Below are 17,231 nucleotides of genomic sequence, written 5' to 3'. Positions count from 1 at the left end.
CGCGATGGTGTAGCCTCGGTGGGGCAAGGTCGGTCAACGATTAATTCGTCAATGGGGTCGCACCGGCTTTCCCGCTATTCCAGGGGAGGGGTGCATGGCAGTATCGGACCACGTCGATTTTCCGACGTTCATGGAGGGCGTGAAGAAGCGCAATCCGGGGCAGGACGAATTTGTTCAGGCGGTGCAGGAAGTCGCCGAGGACATTTTCGACTTCATCGCCGACAAGGAAGAATATCATGCGCAGCAGATATTGCGGCGCATCGCCGAACCCGACCGCGTGGTGTCATTCCGCGTCTGCTGGGAGGACGACAACGGCAATATCCGCGTTCAGCGCGGCTGGCGCGTTCAGAACAACAATGCCATCGGCCCCTATAAGGGCGGCATCCGCTTTCACCCCAGCGTTACCGAAAGCGTGCTCAAATTCCTGGCGTTCGAACAGACGTTCAAGAACGCGCTGACCGGCCTGCCGATGGGCGGCGGCAAGGGCGGGTCGAATTTCAACCCCAAGGGCAAGAGCGTGCGCGAAATCATGCGCTTCTGCCAAAGCTTCATGACCGAGCTTTACCGTCACATCGGCGCCGACGTCGACGTGCCCGCGGGCGACATCGGCGTGGGCGGGCGCGAGATCGGCTTCATGTTCGGCCAGTACAAGCGCATCACCAACGAATTCACCGGCGTGCTCACGGGCAAGGGGCTCGAATGGGGCGGGTCGCTCATCCGTACCGAGGCGACGGGCTATGGCGCGGTCTATTTCCTTCAGAACATGCTTGCGGCCAAGGACATGGACCTTGTGGGGAAGACCGCGGTCATCTCCGGCTCGGGCAATGTCGCGACGCACGCGGCCGAAAAGATCGTCCAGCTCGGCGGCAAGGTGCTCACGCTTTCCGATTCGGGTGGCTTTGTTCACGACCCTGACGGCATCACCCAGGAAAAGATCGATTGGGTGAAGGCGCACAAGACGCACCGCCGCGGGCGAATTGAAGAATATTGCGAGGAGTTCAAATCGGCGACCTTCACCGCGGGCAAAACGCCTTGGGGCGTAAAATGCGACGTCGCGCTGCCCTGCGCGACGCAGAACGAGCTGCTCGGGGCCGATGCGAAGATGCTTGTGAGCAACGGCTGCATCGCGGTCAGCGAGGGCGCGAACATGCCCACCAATCTCGAAGGCGTGCACGTCTTCAAGGATGCCAAGATCATGTTCGCGCCGGGCAAGGCGGCCAATGCGGGCGGCGTCGCGGTTTCGGGGCTCGAAATGAGCCAGAACAGCGAGCGGCGCAGCTGGACCGAGGGTGAATTGCAACAGATGCTGAAGGACATCATGGCGGGTATCCACCAGCGCTGCCTGACCTATGGCGACCAGGGCGGCGGTTATGTCGACTATGTCAAGGGTGCCAATATCGCCGGATTCAAGAAAGTGGCCGACGCAATGCTGGCATTCGGGGTGGTTTAGGCGCTAAGGCGACGAGCGATTCTAAGGGGGTAGTCGGATGACCCACGCGGTATATCGGCGCGGCGGGCGGCTTTGGGCGGTTTTTGTTGCCTTTGTCGTGACGCTTGGCACGCTTGCCATCGCCGCACTGCTTGTCGCTCAACCCGCACGGTCGCAGGGCGAGACAGGCGCGCGCTATACCGGCGTCGCCTCTTGCGCGGGATCGACATGCCACGGCCGGATGGAGGGCGACGGCACCGTCGTCCGCCAGGACGAGCTGATGAAATGGCAGGAACCTTCGACCCCCGGCGGCGCGCACAGCCGCGCCTGGGCGGTGCTTTCGAACAATCGCAGCCGCTTCATTGCGAAAAATCTGGGTATCGGCGATCCGGCGACGGCGCCGATGTGCCTTGGCTGTCATAGCACCGCGGGTGCAGTCGCCGCGCGCGGAGCGATGCGCGGGACGGTGCCGCTTGAGGATGGCGTCGGCTGCGAATCGTGTCACGGCCCTGCGGGAAGCTGGATCGCGAGCCATTATGCGGGTGTCGGCACCAATGCCGACCCGGACGCCGAAATGCGCGAAAAGCATCTGTCGAACCTGCGCGCTGGCCTGTGGAAATTGGAAGATCCGGTGGTGCGCGCGGGCGTCTGCGTCGACTGCCATTTCGGCGCGGCGGGCGAAGGACAATTCGTCACGCACCGCATCATGGCCGCGGGGCATCCGCGCATAGCGTTCGAACTCGATCTTTTCTCCTCGCTCCAGGCGCATCATCAGGAGGATGCCGATTACGGCTGGCGCAAATTCGGCGCCGGACAAGCGCGCACCGACCATGTCCAGATGTGGGCGGTCGGGCAGGCGGCGGCGATTGAGCGCAGCCTGACGCTCTTCCAGTCGCGGCGTGGGGCCGACGGAATGTTTCCCGAATTCTATTTCCTCGACTGCCACAGCTGCCACCGCCGCATCTATGACCAGGCACAGGCGGTGCGCACCGGGGTCGACAATCCGGGCCGGTCGGTCGGGGGTGGCCAAGGCTGGCCCGAAGGCTTGCCGCCCTATAATGACGAGAATCTGATCATGCTGGCGGCGGCCGCGCGCCTCGCCTCGCCCGCGCTCGCCGATCAGCTCGCCGCGCGCACCGCCGCGTTCCACAAGGCGATGGTGACCGACCGCGCCGCCGCGACCGCCGCCGCCGCGCAACTGGCGCAGACGGTGGCGGCGCTCAAGGCGGCCTTTGCCTCGCGCCGCTTTTCGGGTGCCGACGCCTTCGCGATGGTCGATGCGATCGCGGCCAAGACGATCAACGATCGCTTCACCGACTATTCGGGCTCGCAGCAGGCGGTGATGGGTGTCGACACGCTGCTCGGCGCGATGGTCTCGTCGGGGCGCGTGACCGTTGGCGCGGCAGCGGGCATCCGCGCCGACATCGACCGCGCCTATGCCGCGGTCCAAGACCCCAATGCATACAAGCCCGCCGAATTCCAGGCGTCGCTCGGCCGGGCAGTGCGCGCGATCGGAGCGCTGCGATAGGCGCCATGCAGAAACGGTCCCATCTTTTCCGTTCGTCGGTCTGCGTCGCCATCGGCGCGCTGCTCCTCGCCTCGTGCGGCGGCGGGGGCGGTGGCGGAACGCCGACGCCTTCGCCCACCCCGACGCCAGCCCCGCCGCCGCCGCCGCCGGGCGGGCTCTATGCGCCGCCCGCGGCCGAGGCGCTCAGCGTCGCCGATGTGCAAACGATCCTCGCCAACGCAATCGCCGAGGCGCAGGCGCGCAATCTGCCGTCGGTGATTGCGGTGACCGACCGTGTCGGAAACGTGCTCGCCGTCTTTCGCATGACCGGCGCGCGCGCGACCGCAACGACGTCGGCGGCGCCGAACGGCAACAGCATCGACGCGCAGAACGTCACTTTTCCTGCGGAGGGCGGAGCGATCGCGAAGGCGATTACCGGCGCCTATCTGTCGAGCGGCGGCAACGCTTTTTCGACGCGCACGGCGAGCCAGATTGTCCAGGAACATTTCCCGCCCGCGCCGACAACTGTTGGTCTTGAAAGCGGGCCGTTGTTCGGGGTGCAGTTCAGCCAGCTTCCGTGCAGCGACCTTGTGTCGCGTTTCGGCGCTGGTGGCGCGGCGGCACTGATCGGACCGAAGCGCTCGCCGCTCGGCCTCGCGGCCGATCCCGGCGGGCTGCCGCTCTACAAAAATGGCGTGATCGTTGGCGGCATCGGGGTAATGGGCGACGGCGTCTATGGCAGCGACCCCAATATCCTCGACATCGACAACGATCCCGAGGAATTTATCGCGCTCGCCGGGACGCGTGGGTTCGAGCCGCCCTCGACGATCGTTGCCGACCGGATTGCGGTCGACGGCACGACCTTGCGCTTTTCCGACGCGACCTTCGCGGGGGTCATGTCGCCGGGCGGCGCAAGCTTCGCGAGCCTCAACGGCAGCGCGGGCAATCTGGTCGCGGTGACGGGCTATGCCGCCGCAACGGTCATCGCGGGCACTGCCTATGGCAGCGAAGCTTCAGGGATCCGCGCCTCGACCGCCGCTGAATTTTCGAACCGCGATGCTTTCGTGCTCTCCGACGGCAGCGGAGCGAACCGCTTTCCGATCCGCGCCGGAACCGATGGGGCGTCGAACAGCGCGCCGCTCACCGCTGCAGAGGCGCGCGCGGTGCTCGAGGAAGCTTTTGCGGTGATGAGCCGCGCGCGCGCGCAAATCCGCCGCCCGCTCGACAGCCGCGCGCAGGTGACGATCAGCCTCGTCGATACGCACGGGTCGGTGCTCGGCATCGTGCGCTCGCCCGACGCGCCGATTTTCGGTACCGACGTCAGCCTGCAAAAGGCGCGCACCGCCGCCTTTTTCTCGCACCCGCAGGCCGGGGCAGAGCTGTCGGCGAACGCCAGCGCCGACGTCCGCCAATTCGTTCCGGCGACGCGAGCCTTCCTGAACGATCCGGCGGCGCTCACCGGCACCATCGCCTTCGCCGACCGTTCGGGCGGCAATCTCTCGCGCCCCTATTTTCCCGACGGCGAGGTCGGGCGGCCGCACGGCCCGCTGTCGCGTCCGATCGCGCAGTTCAATCCCTTCTCGACCGGGCTCCAGTCAGCGCTGATTATCGGCAATCTCGGCGCGCATCTAGGGTTCGTTTCGGGCGCAAGTCCGACCGACACGCCCGCGCGCTGCACGACCTTGCCCGACGTCGCGCCGGGGCAGAACCGGCTGCAGAACGGTATCCAGATCTTCCCCGGCTCGGTCCCCATCTATCGCGGCAATACGCTCGTCGGCGCGATCGGCGTGTCGGGCGACGGCATTGATCAGGACGATATGATCAGTTTCCTTGGGCTCCATAATGCCGGTGCGCGCGTCGGCGGGATCGGAAATGCGCCGCCCGCGATCCGTGCAGACACCATCGTCGTCACGCTCGCCGACAACCGCACGGTCCGCCTGCGCTATATCAGCTGCCCCTTTGCGCCGTTCCTCGACACGGCGCAGCAGAATGTCTGTCAGGGGCTCTAGGCGATGAGCCTCGTGGGAAGCAGCCTTTTACCGATCGTCGCAAGCCTCGCGGCGCAGGGGGCGCCGGGCAGCGAAGCGCCGCCGCCCACGCCTTCGCCCGAACCCGCGGCAGCCGACCCCCATGCCGAAGCGGCCGCGCCGACCGACGAACTCACCCCACCGCCGCCGCCGGTCGACTGGCAGGATTCGGTTGGCGACGACCTGGTGACCCAGATCATCGAGGGCCGCCGCCGTCCGGGCTATCGCCCCGACCTTCCCGATGCGCTGAGCCAGGACAATGAAGGCGCGCTGCGCCCGCCGCCGCCCCAAGCCTTTCCGGGGATCGAGGACCAGCTTCCCGTTCCCGACCGCTGGCGACTGATTGAAACGCTGGGCGTGGTCAAGGAACGCTGGTTCGACCCTTATCACCAGAACACGCTCAAGGGTGATCGCGCGATCGACCGCAGCAAGGTGAAATGGCTGCCGATCAAGGGCGACGACTGGTTCTTCGTCGCCAATGCGGTGTCCGACACGGTGTTCGAGCCGCGCACCTTTCCGATTCCGGTCGGCGTCCAGACCACCGAGCGGCCGGGCAGCCTCGACGTGTTCGGCAAGAACCGCAGCTTCGTTGCTGCGCAGACCTTCATCGGCGGCGTCGCGCTGATCAAGGGATCGACCGCGTTCAAGCCACCCGATGTCGAATATCGCCTCACCCTCGCCTGGCAGGCCAATTATGTCGACGTGCCCGAGCGCCGCATCCTCGACGTGCGCCCGTCGAAGGCGAGCCATCGCTACGACAGTTTTCTCGGCGTGCAGGAATTGTTCGTCGACAAGCATCTTGGCAACACGTCGGACCGCTACGACTTCTATTCGGTCCGCGCTGGTATCCAGCCGTTCCAGAGCGATTTTCGCGGTTTCCTGTTCAACGACAGCCAGCTCGGCATCCGTCTGTTCGGCAACCGCGACAACAACCGATTCCAATATAATCTCGCGGCCTTCTGGCGGCTCGAAAAGGATACCAACAGCGGCCTCAACGACATCACGCAGACGCCGCGCAGCGACTTCATCTTCACCGGCAACCTTTATCGCCAGGATTTCCCCGTTGTCGGGCTGACCAGCCAGGTCAGTGTGACCTACAATATGAACCGCGAGAAGAACGACGTTCAGATCGACCATAATGGCTTTCCGGTGCGCCCCGCGCTGCTCGGCGATCTGCGCGGACGCGAATATGACGTCGTCTATCTGGGTTACAGCGCCGACGGGCGCATCGGGCGGATCAACCTGACCGCGAGCTTCTATGCCGCGCTCGGCGAGGACCGGAACAGCTTTTTCACCAGCAAGCCCGCGGAAATCCGTGCAGGGTTCGGCGCCGTCGAACTCAGCTACGACTATGACTGGATGCGCTTTCGCCTGTCGGGGCTTTATGCGACCGGCGACGGCGACCCCTATAACAAGACCGAGGGCGGCTTCGACGCGATCTTCGAAAACCCGATCTTCGGCGGCGCCGACACGAGCTACTGGATTCGCCAGACGATCCCCTTTGCCGGCGGCGGTCGCGTCATTTCGGTCAACGGCCGCAACGGCATTCTGAATTCGCTGCGCTCGTCGAAGGAAGAGGGGCAGTCGAATTTCAACAACCCCGGCACCGTCTTCATTGGTGCAGGCGCCGATTTCGACCTGTCGCCGCAGACGCGCGTCAGCGTCAACGCCAACCATCTGTGGTTCGAAAATACCTCGTCGCTGCAGGCGTTGCGCGTCGAAGGCTCGATTCCCAAGGACATCGGCTTCGATCTGTCGGTCGCGGCGATCTGGCGGCCCAAGGCAACGCAGAATATCGTCGGGCGATTGAGCGCCGCAGTGCTGCTCCCCGGCAAAGGGTTCAAGGATTTGTTCGAGAACAGACAGCGCGAAAACGCCTATGCCTCGATCCTCGCCAATGTGATTTTGAGCTTCTGATGCAGTGGACCCTTTGCCCTCTCGAAACCCGTTCGCTCGACGCGAACGGATTGTCTGCCGATGCCGGGGGGCGAACGATGACCCGTAACCTCCTCGCCCTTCTTGCCTTGCTGCTGATGAGCGTCGGCGTCGGCGTGAGCGTGACGCGCGCGGCCGAAGAGGAAAAGCCGCTCAAGATCGAATATCGCTTCACCCCCCCTGCGCCGCGCGAGCAGAGCGAGGCCGCAGTCGCCGAGAAATCGACGGGGTGTTACAGCTGCCACACGCAGACCGACCAGCCGTCGATGCACAAGACGCCCGCGGTGCGGCTCGGCTGCACCGACTGCCACGGCGGCGATTCAACCTCGCCCGCGGCGTTCGGCAGGCCCGAGCTCGGCTATAAGGACCCCTACAACATCGCCGCGATGAAGGTCGCGCACCCGCAGCCGACGCTGCCCGGCGCATGGCACGACAGCTCGGCGAATCCCGTGCGCAGCTATACTTTGCTCAACAAGGAAGCCCCCGAATTCATCCGCTTCGTCAACCCCAGCGACTATCGCGTCGCGCGCGAGGCGTGCGGGGCGTGTCATATGGAGGTGATCGAGGCGACCGAGCGTTCGCTGATGTCGACCGGCGCGATGCTGTGGGGCGGCGCGGCGTATAACAACGGCATCGTCCCCTATAAGAACTACATCTTCGGCGAGGCTTATACGCGCACCGGCGACCCCGCCTGCATCCTCTCGCCCTCGTCGAAGCTGACGCGCGAGGAATATGCCGAGGCGTGCAAGCCGAGTTTCGCGTCCGAAAAAATCCTGACCGACGACGAACGCAAGCGCGGTGCGCTCGCGAAGATGTACCCGCTCCCGCGCTGGAGCGTGATCCCGCCGGGCGACGTGTTCCGCGTGTTCGAACGCGGCGGGCGCAACATCAACACGCAATTCCCCGAAATCGGCCTGCCCAACCCGACGGGGCAGATCCAGCGGCTCGAGGAACCCGGCCGCCCAGACCTCAAACAGTCGAACCGCGGCCCCGGCACCGGCCTTCGCGTCGCGATCCCCGTCCTCAACATCCACAAGACGCGCCTCAACGACCCTTTCATGTGGTTCATGGGGACGAACGACCAGCCGGGCGATTACCGCCATTCGGGCTGCGCGGGCTGCCATGTCATCTATGCCAACGACCGCGAACCGCGCCACAGCCTGACCTATGCCCAATATGGCCGCGACGGCGAGACCGCGACGGTCGACCCGACGATCGCGGAAAAGAAATGGAAGCCCGCGGGCTATGGCGACACGCATGGCGAGGGTCATGCCGGCAAGCCCGACGACGGCCACGGTGCGGGCGGCGGGCATGGTGCGCTGATCGACCCCGAGCATGGCAAGGAAGGCAAGGAAGGTAAGGACGGCAAGCCGCGCCGCGAGGCGGGGCATCCGATCAGTCACGCCTTCACGCGCGCGATCCCGACGTCGCAGTGCATGACCTGTCACATGCACCAGCCGAACATCTTCCTGAACAGCTACCTCGGCTACACGATGTGGGATTATGAATCGGACGCGCCGCAGATGTGGCCCGGACCCGAAAATACCGCGCCGCGTCCGCCGGGGATGAGCGACGCGGATTACCAGAAACTTTTCAAGCAGCAGCGCTACCCGACCGCCGCCGAGGTGCATCAGGTGCTCGAACGCAATCCCGAGGCCGCCGCGCCGCGGGGCCTTTGGGCCGATGTCGAATTTCTGCGCGACGTCTATGACGTCAACGACAGCAACAAGGACACGCAGTTCGCCGACTATCACGGCCACGGCTGGAACTTCCGCGGCATTTTCAAGCGCGACCGCAACGGCAACCTTCTCACCGCCGACGGCAATATGGCGACCTGGGGGACCGACACCGCGCATATGGTCGACCCCGCCGACCCCGAAAAATGGCGTAAAAGCTGCTCGAGCTACAGCGACTCCAAGGAACGCGACCTCTGCCTGACCAGCGCGACCGCCGACGGGCGCGAGGGCAAGTTCGTCCCCGCGGGGCTCAACCCCGGCAAGACCGTCCATATGATGGACATCCACGCCGAAAAGGGGATGCAGTGCGCCGACTGCCACTTCGCGCAGGACGCGCATGGCAATGGCTATATCCAGGGCGAAGTCGCGAATGCCGTCGAGATTTCGTGCAAGGATTGCCACGGCACCGCCGACGCGCTGCCCAACCTCTTGACCTCGAACGTCGCCGCGCGGCCGCAGGGCACCAATCTCGCGCTGCTCCGCAACCCCGACGGACGCCGCCGCTTCGAATTCCAGTATAACGACAATGCCGAGGTGATCGGCCTCATCCAGCGCTCGATCGTCGATCCGAAGCTCGAATGGCAGGTCAGCCTCGTCAAACAGGCGGTGACGCCGGGCGAGCATTTCAACGCCAAGGCGGCGCGCGCCAAGCTGATGGCGCGTTCGGGCTCGGACAGCGGGACCTATGAATGGGGGCCGGGCATCGTAAAGCAGGACCGCGCGCACGGCGACGACAAGATGACCTGTTTCACCTGTCACCTGTCGTGGACGACGAGCTGCGGCGGCTGCCATTTGCCGATCGAGGCGAACTGGAAGACCAAGATGCACCATTTTGAGGGGGAGGAGACGCGCAACTTCGCGACCTACAACCCCCAGGTCGCGCGCGACGAAATGTTCCAGCTCGGCCGCCACCAGCTTACCAAGCCCGGCGAACCCGACGCCGACGGCAACCCGCGCGGCATCATCACTCCGGTGCGTTCGACCTCGGCGCTGATCCTCTCGTCGACCAATATCAACCGCGAGCGCATCTATATCCAGCAACCGCCGATCTCGTCGGCGGGCTATTCGAGCCAGGCCTTCGCGCCGCATTTCCCGCACACGGTCCGCAAACAGGAAACCAAGCAGTGCACCGACTGCCACCTGTCGGCCGCCGACGACAATAATGCGATCATGTCGCAGCTGCTGCTGCTCGGCACCAATTTCGTCAATTTCGTCGGGCTCAATGTCTGGTCGGGAATGGAGGACGGGTTTCAGGCGACGCGCGTCACCGAATGGGACGAGCCGCAGGCGGTGATCGGCTCATACCTCCACCGCTATTCCTACCCCGACTATTGGAAGCTCCACGTCGAACAAAATGGCCGTGAGCTCAAGAATTGGGTGCGCGGCAAGACCTTCGACGCAAAGGGATCGGGCGAGACCAGGGCGCTCGAGGAATTTGCCAATATCGTTCAGGACACCAGCGGCCGGGTGAACTGCCTGCAACAGCGCGGCGAATATATGTTCGTGGCGGAAGGGCGGGGCGGCTTCCGCGTCTATGACGTCGCGTCGATCGGCAACAAGGGCTTTTCCGAACGCATCGTCCGCGCGCCCTTCTCGCCGCTCGGCCATGACACGCATGTGCGGACGAAGAATGCGACCTGCATGGCGCTCGCGACGACGCAGCCGATCAGCGTCAGCCGCAACGAGAATATCGTCAAGAATTTCCCCGAAAATCTCGAACAGGAAATGCATCCCATCTATCGCTATGCGGTGATCACCGACAGCGTCGAGGGTCTGGTGCTCGTCGATGTCGACACGATGGCCGACGGCGAATTTCGCAACAACAAGCTGAAACGCGCGCTGACGTGGAACGAGGGCAATGTGCTGGCGGGCGCGCGGCATGTGACGCTCGCGGGCAGCTTTGCCTATATCACCACCGACGCGGGGCTCGTCGTGCTCGACCTGTCGACGCCGCTCGAACCGAAAGTCACAGCGCAAATCCCGCTCAGCGACGCGCGAGCAAGCGCGGTGCAGTTCCGCTACCTGTGGGTGACCGATGCCGAAGGCGTGAAGCTGTTCGACGTCACCGATATGGCGCACCCGGTCGCGGTGCCGTCGGGCACCGTGCGGCTCGCCGATGCGCGCAAAATCTACCTCGCGCGAACCTATATGTATGTCGCAGCGAAGCAGGACGGGCTCGTCATCGTCGATGTCACGCGCCCCGCCGCGCCGGTCGCATGGCCGGCGCTCACCTTCGACGGCGCGATGCGCGATGCCGAGGATGTGATCGTCGCGTCGACCAACGCGTCGCTCTTTGCCTATGTCGCCGACGGGCGCGGCGGCATCAAGGTGATCCAGCTCACCAGCCCCGACAACCCCGGCCTTTATGGCTTCTCTCCGAAGCCGACGCCGCAGCTTATCGCCTGGGCCAAAACCCCGTCGCCCGCGCTCGCGCTGTCAAAGGGCCTCGACCGCGACCGCGCGGTCGACGAGAGCGGCGGGCAGATGGCGGTCTTCGGCCGCCTCGGATCGCGCCCCTTCACGCGCGCGGAAATGGAGAAGCTGTTCCTGAACGGCAAGGGATTCGTCTACAAGGTGCGCGACGAGGTCGATCAGGCCGCATGGCGCCCGCCGCTGACCTTTGCGAACTGAGGGTAGCGGCGGGTTGCGACCGATTGCGAACATGATTTCCTCCCTGTGCCGGAGGCATGGGGAGGGGGACCGCCGCCGCAGGCGGTGGTGGAGGGGCCGTCACGCTGCACCATAGCCCCTCCGTCAGCGCTTCGCGCTGCCACCTCCCCATCGCTTCGCGACAGGGAGGATTCGAACGGCCGTTCCCCACCCCACAACAGACATCGCGAACCTAAAGCCGCTCTGCCTGCACCACGCTGTCGGACGCGCGCAGCGCCGACAGGATGCGCATCACATGGTGGACGTCGCGCACCTCGACGACGATGTCGTAGGTGTGAAAATCGCCCTCGCGGTTCGACAGCCGCAAATTGGTGATGTTCGCCATATTGGCGGCGAGGATGCCCGACATTTCGGCGAGCGTGCCGGGTTCGTTGAGGATGACGACGCACAGCCGCGCGTTGCCGCCCTCGCTATCCTCCTGCCATCGCAGATCGATCCAGTCGGCATCGACCCCGTCGGCAAGGCTCGGGCAGTCGATGACATGCACCTCTATCCCCTCGCCCTCGCGCGCAAGGCCGACGATGCGGTCGCCGGGGACGGGGTGGCAGCAATCGGCGAGCTTGTAGGCGACGCCGGGGGTCAGCCCCTCGATCGACACCGCCGCGCCTTGGCGCAGCTTGCCCGGTTTTGATTTCATCTCGGCGGTGATGCCGGGGACGAGCGCCTCGAGTAGCTGGTTGTCCGACAGCTGGCGTTTCCCGATCGCTACATAAAGCGCGGCATCGTCATCGAATTTCAGCCGTTCGCGCGCCGCGGCGCGTGCCTTGTCGCCGACCTTGTTCGGCAGCCGCTCGACGATTTCGTCGTACATCTTGCGCCCGAGCGCGGCGAGCTCGACCTTTTCCTTCGACCGCACATGACGCCGGATCGCCGCGCGCGCCTTGCCGGTGACGGCAAAGCCCAGCCACGCGGGCTGCGGCGTCTGTTTGTCCGACGACAATATCTCGACCGTATCGCCATTGGCGAGCTGCGTGCGGAGCGGGACGAGCCGGCCGTTGACCTTCGCGCCTACCGTCCGGTCGCCGAGCCCGGTGTGAACAGCATAGGCGAAATCGATCGGCGTCGCGCCCTTCGGCAGCTGGAACAGGCTGCCCTTTGGCGTGAAGGCAAAGATGCGATCCTGATACATCGCGATGCGCGTGTTTTCGAGCAGCTCGTCGGGATCGTGCGTCTGTTCGAGGATTTCGATGAGGTCGCGGATCCACCCCGCCTGTCCGTCGGGGCCGCTGCCGCCCTGCTTATAGGCCCAGTGCGCGGCGAAGCCGAATTCGGACTGCTGGTGCATCGCCTCGCTGCGGATCTGGATTTCGATCCGCATATTCTGCTGGTGCATGATCGTCGTGTGGAGCGAGCGATATCCGTTGCGCTTGGGCGTCGAGATATAGTCCTTAAACCGACCCGGCACCATTTTCCACTTGCGGTGGATCAGGCCGAGCGCGGCATAGCAATCGGCGTCGGTGGGGGTGACGATGCGAAAGGCGATGATGTCGGTCACCTGCTCGAAGCTGACGTGCCGTTCCTGCATCTTGCGCCAGATCGAATAGGGGTGCTTCTCGCGCCCCGACACGTCGGCCTCGATCCCGCTCTTGGCGAGCAGTTCCTTGAACTCGCGGCTGATCGCGGTGACCTTGTCCTTGCCGCCGGCGGTCAGTTTGGCGAGCCGTCCGGTGATCGTCGCATAGGCCTCGGGCTCAAGCTCGCGAAAGGCGAGCAGCTGCATTTCGCGCATATATTCGTACATGCCGATCCGCTCAGCAAGCGGGGCATAGATTTCCATCGTCTCCTTGGCGATGCGGCGGCGCTTGTCGGGATTCTGGATGAAATGCAGCGTGCGCATGTTGTGCAGCCGGTCGGCGAGCTTGACGAGCAGCACGCGGATATCGTCCGACATGGCGAGCAGGAATTTGCGCAGATTTTCGGCGGCGCGCTCATTTTCCGTCTGCGCCTCGATCTTCGAAAGCTTGGTCACCCCGTCGACGAGCCGTCCGACGTCGCTGCCGAACAGCCGCTCAATCTCTTCGGGGGTCGTCAGCGTATCCTCGAGCGTGTCGTGGAGCAGTGCGGTGACGATGGTTTCGCTGTCGAGGTGCAGGTCGGTCAGGATTCCCGCGACTTCGACCGGATGGCTGAAATAGGGGTCGCCCGATGCGCGCTTCTGGCTGCCGTGCTTCTGGACCGTGAAGACATAGGCGCGATTGAGCAACGCCTCGTCGACGTCGGGATCATAAGCGCGCACGCGCTCGACAAGTTCATATTGCCGCAGCATCGGTCCAATGTCGCCCTTGGCGTCATAATTGCAATGCGAAATTTGTGTGCGTGACCATCCAGACGTCAGCAACAATGGTAAAGCCGATTGGAAGCATTGTTCGCGCACAGTAGGGGCCATGGTCGATGGGGACCGAAGCGCCTGATTCGATGCCGCCGCGCGTATCGGATGCCGCCGCGCGTATCGATGGTGATGCCCGTGCACAATGGTGCGCGCTGGCTGGAAGAGGCGATCGATTCCGTCCTCGGACAGGACTTTGCCGATTTCGAGCTGATCCTCGTCGACGACGCCTCGACCGATGCCTCGACGGCGATCATGGCGGCCGCGGCGGCGCGCGATCCGCGCGTGCCGCTTCACCGGTTCGATACCAATACGGGGCTTCCGGCCGCGCTTAACCACGGCTTTGCCCACGCGCGGGGGGAGTTTCACAGCTGGACGTCGGACGACAATCTGCTGCGCCCTGCGATGCTATCGCGGCTTGTCGCGACGCTCGATGCCGATCCTTCCGCCGATATTGCCCACGCCGACTTCATGCTGGTCGACGAGCAGGGGCGAAATCTCGGCGTATCGCGCGTTGGGCCGACCGACCGGCTGCTCTATGGCAACAATGTCGGCGCCTGCTTCCTCTATCGCGCGCAGGTGACCGCGGCGCTCGGCGGCTATGATCCGCGCTATTTTGGGGTCGAGGATTACGACTTCTGGTTGCGCGCGGCCGGGCGGTTCAATTTCGTCACCGTGCGCGAAGATCTCTATTGCTATCGCAAGCATGGGGACAGCCTGACGAGCAGGCGTGCGCGGCGGATCCAGGCGCTCACCGCCGAGGTCGTCGAACGCGCCCTCCCCGCCGGGGCGCCGGCACGTCTGCGCGCCGAGATACTGCTCGGGCTGGCGCTCAAGAGCCAGTTCGACTGGCGATCCGACCTCGTTCTGCGCGCGGCGCGCGCCGATTCGGCCTATGTCGCCGCGCATCTGCCCGTGCTGGCGCGCTGGTCGCTGGTCGTCGCGCGGAACCGCCTTGCCGGGTGGGCCCGCTAGGTTGCGAAATGCAACGCAGCCTCTATATTTTTTTGGCGCCGACCCGGATTTTACGTTAGGGATTCGCCCATGGGAAAATTACGCGAAAAACTGAACGATCTCGATGGGGGGCAGTGTGCGCTGCCGAACGCGCTCGAGGCGATGGGCGAACGCTGGTCGTTCATGATCCTGCGTGCAGCCTTCAACGGTGTCCATCATTTCGAGGAATTCCAGCAGGAACTCAGCATCGCGCGCAATATATTGTCGAACCGGCTGTCGAAACTCGTCGATCATGGCATCATGGCGCGCGAGGTGATGGCCGAGGACCGGCGCAAGGTGCGCTATCAGCTCACCGACAAGGGCGTCGCGTTGCTCCCCGTGATGATCGCGCTGCGCCAATGGGGCGAAAAATGGGGCGCGGGCGTTCCCTCGACCCCGGTCCTCGTCGATACGCGCGACGAACAGCCGATCGGCCCGGTCGTCATCACCGCGCACGACGGTCGCCCGCTGAGCTACAAGGAACTGGTCTGGAAACATCGCTCCGAATTGCAGCCGCTCGGCCAGGCGCGCGTCCGGTTGGACACGGTCGCCGCCGAATGACCGGCATCGCCGGCGCCCGTCGGCGCATGCTTTGATTATCGCGACGATCTGACCGTACATGCAGCTGTTCGGAATCTCTTCGCCGGGACCATTTTTCAGCAACAAGGTCCGTGCCTTCTGGAATCTCCAGATCTTGGGATGGCTTGCCTGGTTCGGGCTGCGCGCGGTGTCGGGGCTCGCCAACGGGCAACCCTTCACCTTTCTGGTCCCCGTCGTCGTTCAGGCGATTACCGGCTTCTCGCTCTCGCTGATCCTGTCGGTCTGCTATCGCGCGCTGATCAACCGCCGCCCGCTGTTGATGTGGGGCGTCAGTTTCGGCCTCGCCGGTCTCGCGACCGCGCTCTGGGCGTTTATCGATGCCTGGGTGACGCAAATCCTCAACCCGAACAGCGAAGCGAGTTTTTCGAGCCTGCTCCTCGGCGCCATGTATATCGACGCGACTTCGCTCGGTGCCTGGTCGGCGCTCTATTTCGCGATCAACTATTTTCTTCAGCTCGAGGAGCAGAATGATCGCGTGTTGCGGCTCGAGGCGCAGGCCGCGTCGGCGCAGCTTGCGATGCTGCGCTATCAGCTCAACCCGCATTTCCTGTTCAACACGCTGAACAGCATCTCGACGCTCGTGCTCTTGAAACAGACCGAGCCTGCGAACGCGATGCTGTCGCGGCTGTCGGCCTTTTTGCGCTACACGCTTGCCAACGAGCCGACCGCGCAGGTCACGCTGGCGCAGGAGATCGAGACGCTGAAGCTCTATCTCGACATCGAAAAGATGCGTTTCGAGGACCGGCTGCGCCCGCATTTCGCGATTGACCCTGCGGTTGCGCGCGCGCGACTGCCCTCGCTTTTGCTCCAGCCGCTTATCGAAAATGCCATCAAATATGCGGTGACGCCGCAGGAAGAAGGCGCCGACATCACCCTCTCGGCTCAGCTTGCCGGTCAAAATGTTCGGATTACCGTGTCGGACACGGGCGCAGGATTGTCACCCGACGGCGGCGCCCCCACCACAAGGCCTGCAACGGAATCGACGGGCGTGGGTTTAGCCAATATAAGGGACCGCCTCGCGCAGGCCTTTGGCGACCAACACCGGTTCGATGCCCACCGCGGCGCCGATGGCGGCTTCACGGTGGTAATCGAGTTTCCGTTCCAGCCCGACGGGCAAGCAAGAATTGGAACCGACAGCAGATGACGATCAGAACCATCCTCGTGGATGACGAAAAATTGGCGACCCAGGGGCTGCAACTGCGGCTCGAGGCGCACAGCGATGTCGAGGTTGTCGACACCGCCCAGAACGGCCGCGAAGCCATCCGAAAGATCAAGACGCACAAGCCCGACCTTGTTTTCCTCGATATCCAGATGCCGGGATTCGACGGCTTTTCGGTGATCCAGGGGCTGATGGAGGTCGAGCCGCCGCTCGTCGTCTTCGTCACCGCCTATTCGGATCACGCGATCCGCGCGTTCGAGGCGCAGGCGGTCGACTATCTGGTAAAGCCGGTCGAACCCGAACGGCTCGCCGACGCGCTCGACCGGGTGCGCCAGCGGCTCGCAGAAAAGCGCGGTGTCGCCGAGGTCGAGCGGCTGAAGACGGTGCTCGCCGAAGTCGCCCCCGAAGCGGTCGAGGAGCTCGAAAGCGAAACCGCGGCCGAGGCACCCGCCGCCGACCGCTATGAAAAGATGATCAACATCAAGGATCGTGGCCAGATTTTCCGCGTCGACGTCGACAGCATCGAACGCATCGACGCGGCGGGCGACTATATGTGCATCTATACCGCCGACAACAGCCTGATCCTGCGCGAAACGATGAAGGATCTGGAAAAGCGGCTCGATCCGCGCAATTTCCAGCGCGTCCACCGTTCGACCATCGTCAACCTGTCGCAGGTGAAGCAAGTCAAGCCGCACACCAACGGCGAATGCTTCCTCGTGCTCGGCTCGGGCGCGCAGGTGAAGGTCAGCCGCAGCTACCGCGACGTGGTGGCAAGGTTCGTGCACTAAATCCCGCAGGGAAAACCGTCGCCCCCGCGAAAGCGGGGGCCGCTATCGAAGCGGCTCCAGC

At 64.4% G+C, this 17,231-nt stretch carries 10 protein-coding genes; 9 read left to right on the top strand and 1 reads right to left on the bottom strand.

The genetic code is table 11. The features are described 5' to 3' along the window. Positions 1–94: 94 nt before the first annotated feature. From gdhA to JI743_RS11100, 5 genes are all read left to right on the top strand, one after another. A complete protein-coding gene (gdhA, locus tag JI743_RS11120) occupies positions 95–1,450 on the top strand; it encodes an NADP-specific glutamate dehydrogenase (protein WP_201928373.1) in 1,356 nt (451 codons plus the stop codon). A 37-nt stretch (positions 1,451–1,487) separates the two neighbouring features. After that, entirely contained in the window at positions 1,488–2,957 is a 1,470-nt protein-coding gene (locus JI743_RS11115; protein ID WP_201928372.1) for a multiheme c-type cytochrome, read from the top strand. Between the two features lie 5 nt (positions 2,958–2,962). Beyond that, positions 2,963–4,945 carry a heme-binding protein gene (locus JI743_RS11110; RefSeq protein WP_201928371.1) on the top strand — a complete coding sequence of 661 codons (1,983 nt, stop codon included), beginning with the start codon at positions 2,963–2,965 and terminating at the stop codon, positions 4,943–4,945. A gap of 3 nt (positions 4,946–4,948) precedes the next feature. Beyond that, complete coding sequence (locus JI743_RS11105; RefSeq protein ID WP_201928370.1) at positions 4,949–6,880, top strand: hypothetical protein; 1,932 nt, start codon at positions 4,949–4,951, stop codon at positions 6,878–6,880. A 77-nt stretch (positions 6,881–6,957) separates the two neighbouring features. Continuing rightward, entirely contained in the window at positions 6,958–11,265 is a 4,308-nt protein-coding gene (locus JI743_RS11100; RefSeq protein ID WP_201928369.1) for a hypothetical protein, read from the top strand. A gap of 211 nt (positions 11,266–11,476) precedes the next feature. Here the strand turns inward: JI743_RS11100 and JI743_RS11095 are convergent, their stop codons facing one another. Then, the gene (locus tag JI743_RS11095; RefSeq protein ID WP_201928368.1) at positions 11,477–13,570 is read right to left on the bottom strand and encodes a RelA/SpoT family protein; all 2,094 of its coding nucleotides are present in this window, start codon (positions 13,568–13,570) and stop codon (positions 11,477–11,479) included. Between the two features lie 168 nt (positions 13,571–13,738). Here JI743_RS11095 and JI743_RS11090 point away from each other — a divergent pair, with 168 nt between their 5' ends. The 4 genes from JI743_RS11090 (at position 13,739) to JI743_RS11075 (ending at position 17,170) form a co-directional block, all read left to right on the top strand. Further along, positions 13,739–14,605: a glycosyltransferase family 2 protein gene (locus JI743_RS11090; RefSeq protein WP_201928367.1), complete on the top strand. Its 867-nt coding sequence runs from the start codon at positions 13,739–13,741 to the stop codon at positions 14,603–14,605. Positions 14,606–14,674: 69 nt separating this feature from the next. Further along, positions 14,675–15,184 (top strand): winged helix-turn-helix transcriptional regulator, encoded by a 510-nt coding sequence (locus JI743_RS11085; protein WP_201928366.1) that lies wholly within the window; start codon positions 14,675–14,677, stop codon positions 15,182–15,184. 58 nt (positions 15,185–15,242) lie between these two features. Further along, positions 15,243–16,367, top strand: coding sequence for a sensor histidine kinase (locus tag JI743_RS11080; protein ID WP_201928365.1), 1,125 nt, complete (start codon positions 15,243–15,245; stop codon positions 16,365–16,367). Further along, the gene (locus JI743_RS11075) at positions 16,364–17,170 is read left to right on the top strand and encodes a LytR/AlgR family response regulator transcription factor (RefSeq protein ID WP_201928364.1); all 807 of its coding nucleotides are present in this window, start codon (positions 16,364–16,366) and stop codon (positions 17,168–17,170) included. The genes JI743_RS11080 and JI743_RS11075 overlap by 4 nt, the downstream gene beginning before the upstream one ends. The last annotated feature ends 61 nt before the right edge of the window (positions 17,171–17,231 follow it).

The sequence above is a fragment of the Sphingopyxis jiangsuensis genome (assembly GCF_016734905.1).
GTDB classification, from domain to species: Bacteria; Pseudomonadota; Alphaproteobacteria; order Sphingomonadales; family Sphingomonadaceae; genus Sphingopyxis; species Sphingopyxis jiangsuensis.
This window is presented reverse-complemented; position numbering and strand designations above follow the sequence as displayed.